Origin of the sequence: Elstera litoralis (assembly GCF_000963705.1) — a bacterium.
Lineage (GTDB): Bacteria > Pseudomonadota > Alphaproteobacteria > Elsterales > Elsteraceae > Elstera > Elstera litoralis.
Genome location: NZ_LAJY01000693.1, coordinates 1 through 2,814, shown reverse-complemented (window position 1 = coordinate 2,814; position 2,814 = coordinate 1). Strand labels below are relative to the sequence as shown.

The window sequence follows — 2,814 nt, the reverse complement described above, 5'->3', positions numbered from 1 at the left end:
TTCGATCTGGCGCTAACGCGCGCGGTGGCCGATGCCGTGCCGGTGCCGGTGATCGCTTCGGGCGGCGTCGGCACGCTCGATCATCTGGTCGATGGCGTGCGCGACGGCCATGCGGCAGCCGTGCTGGCGGCGTCGATTTTCCATTTCGGCACCTTCACCATCGGTCAAGCGAAAGCCCATATGGCGGCGGCGGGCCTGCCGATGCGCCCGGTGGCGATGCAATGAAACGCCTTCCGCGCGTCTGCTCAGGCAACAGGCAGTAAAAAAATGTGTAGTCATTACGTTGATATGTCTAGACAAACGGGTGCAAGATGCGCACAACCGTCAGCCGGAGATTGTAGATGACGGAGCCTTCCATGACGCCCCCGACAGCCCATATTCTCGATCAGCTTTTCAGCCGCATCGAGAGCAAGCGTAAAGCCGATCCTGAAACTTCCTATACGGCCAAAATGTTTGCGCGCGGCACCCATAAGATTGCCCAAAAGGTTGGGGAAGAGGCGGTCGAGGTGGTCATCGAGGCGATCCGGGGTAAGCGCAAGCGCCTTGTTTCCGAAAGCGCCGACCTTCTGTATCATCTCACCTTGCTGTGGGCGGCGTCGGACGTGGAGCCGGGCGATGTGTGGCGAGAATTGGCGCGCCGCGAAGGCGTGTCGGGCTATGCGCATCTCGGCCGTGAGACCGACGACGACGAAGATTAGGCCTTAAATAAGGGGGAACGCCGCGTGTCTTACGATCCGTCGAATATCTTCGCCAAAATCCTGCGGGGCGAGATCCCGTCGAAACCCGTGTATCAGTCAGAGCATGTCCTCGCGTTCCCGGATATTTCTCCGCGCGCGCCGGTGCATATTCTCATTATCCCGAAAGGCGCTTACACGAGCGCGCAGGATTTTAGCGAGAAGGCCAGCCCGGCCGAAAAAATCGCCTTCATCGATGCCATTGGCGCGATTGCCGCCGAACAGGGCGTGACCGAAACCGGCTACCGGCTGATTGCCAATACCGGCACGCACGGCCATCAGGAAGTGCCGCATTTCCATTTGCATCTCGTCGGCGGCCGCGCCCTCGGCTCGATGTTGCCGCAGGACTAGAACGGCGCCCGACTAATCCTGCGCCGTTCTAAACCCAAAGGGCCGAAATCCGTGCCCTATGCCGTTCCGGTTCGGATTGCTCCCAAGAAGCCATCGACCTCCCGGTGCAGATCGCCCGCTTCCCCGGCCAGCAGTTCGGCGGCGTGGAGAACGCCTTGCGCCGCTTGCCCGGTGGAGGTGGTGGCCCCGCGCACCCGTTCGATAACGCGGGCGACGCCTTGAGTGCCTTGCGCGGCCTGTTCGGCACTGCGGGCGATTTCGCCAGTGGCCGCCCCCTGCTCTTCCACGGCGGCGGCGATGGTGGCGGCGATCCCGCTAATATCGCCGATGATCGTATCGATCTGGTTAATCGCGGTGATTGCCGCGCGCGCGCCTTGGGTGATCGAGCCGATCTGCGAGCCGATTTCCTCGGTGGCTTTCGCGGTTTGGCTGGCGAGGCTTTTAACCTCGCCGGCGACGACGGCGAACCCGCGCCCGGCTTCGCCCGCCCGCGCCGCTTCAATGGTGGCGTTTAGCGCCAGCAGATTGGTCTGCGCGGCGATTCCATCGATCAGCTTGGCGACCTCCCCGATCCGCTCCACCGCCCCCGCGAGCCCACGCACGGTATCGCCCGCTTTGCGCGCTTCCATAACGGCCTGATCGGCAATCGTATTGGAATGCACGACTTGGCGGGAAATTTCGCTGATGGAGACGGTCAACTGCGCCGAGGCGGCGGCGACGGCATCGACATTGCCGATGGCTTGCGCGGCGGCGGCGGCGACTTCGACCGTTTGCTGAGTCGCCCCTTCGGCCATATTGGCCATCGAGCCCGAGGCATTGCGCATTTCTTCCGCTGCCCGGCGCACGGTGGTGACGATTTTGGCGACGCTCTGTTCGAACTGATTGGCCATCTGGGCGAGGGCCTTGCGGCGCTCGTCCGCCGACCGATGGCGCTCGGCTTCGGCTTCGGCGCGGGCGTTTTCCACCTCCATCGCCGTTTGCCGGAAGACATCGAGGGCGCGGGCCATCGTGCCGATTTCGTCCGAACCGCTGACGCGCAACGTTTTGAGTGAGATTGCCTTTCCGAACCGCGTCCATCCCTTCCGAGAGCAGGGTTAGTCGGCGGGCGATAGTGCGATGCCCAATGCCCCAGCCAACCGCCAGCGCAATCAACAGGCTCGCGCTAATCAGACCAACCTGCATCAGGCTGGCTTGTTCGACCAAGGCGAGGGTGCGCTGGGTTTCGGTGCGCGCGTCGGCCTGGACGACTTGCGCCATTTCATCGACTTGCGCCGACAGCATTTGAGCCTGGGCGCTGACGCGTTTCAGCGATTGGATGACATTGATATGCGCGTTGATGCGCTTTTCAGCGAGCACGAAAATGCCAGCGTCCTCATCGGTCGCAAGCTTAATCAGGCGCTGAACCGGCGAGACCAAATCGGCATCTTGGGCGTCTTTGGAGAGGGTAATGAGGCGGGTTTCGAGGTGGCGGAGAATGGCGAGGGTCTGGGTTTTATTGCGCACCATCTGATCGACGCTATTGGCGATGGCGGCTTGGCGGGCCATTACCGACGCGCGCTCCACATCCAGCATAAACGCCGAGCTTTCCTCATAGAGCGGGAAATGGGTTTCCGCGAGCCCCTGGAGCATACTCAAACCCTTCTCGAAGTCATTGGAGAGTTCGAGCGGCACTTCGGTGAGCGATAGCGACAGATGAAACCGGGCCTTCTCGTTGATTGGGGCCAGCCGA

The 2,814-nt window shown here is 62.2% G+C and carries 5 protein-coding genes; 4 read left to right on the top strand and 1 reads right to left on the bottom strand.

From position 1 onward, the window contains the following. The 3 genes from VZ95_RS19055 to VZ95_RS19045 form a co-directional block, all read left to right on the top strand. A partial coding sequence (locus VZ95_RS19055) for a HisA/HisF-related TIM barrel protein (RefSeq protein ID WP_045777267.1) occupies nucleotides 1-225 on the top strand: 225 nt, incomplete at its 5' end. 131 nt (nucleotides 226-356) lie between these two features. Continuing rightward, nucleotides 357-698 (top strand): phosphoribosyl-ATP diphosphatase, encoded by a 342-nt coding sequence (locus tag VZ95_RS19050; RefSeq protein WP_198148407.1) that lies wholly within the window; start codon nucleotides 357-359, stop codon nucleotides 696-698. Nucleotides 699-722: 24 nt separating this feature from the next. Beyond that, nucleotides 723-1,085, top strand: a complete 363-nt coding sequence (locus VZ95_RS19045; RefSeq protein ID WP_045777265.1) for an HIT domain-containing protein — start codon at nucleotides 723-725, stop codon at nucleotides 1,083-1,085. Nucleotides 1,086-1,141: 56 nt separating this feature from the next. On the opposite strand, the gene VZ95_RS19040 is transcribed toward VZ95_RS19045, so the two are convergent. Next, nucleotides 1,142-2,125 (bottom strand): methyl-accepting chemotaxis protein, encoded by a 984-nt coding sequence (locus VZ95_RS19040; RefSeq protein ID WP_052711954.1) that lies wholly within the window; start codon nucleotides 2,123-2,125, stop codon nucleotides 1,142-1,144. A gap of 76 nt (nucleotides 2,126-2,201) precedes the next feature. Between VZ95_RS19040 and VZ95_RS19035 the strand changes: the two genes are divergently transcribed. Next, on the top strand, nucleotides 2,202-2,771 hold the full coding sequence (locus VZ95_RS19035) for a hypothetical protein (RefSeq protein WP_045777264.1): 570 nt from the start codon (nucleotides 2,202-2,204) through the stop codon (nucleotides 2,769-2,771). Nucleotides 2,772-2,814: the final 43 nt, after the last annotated feature.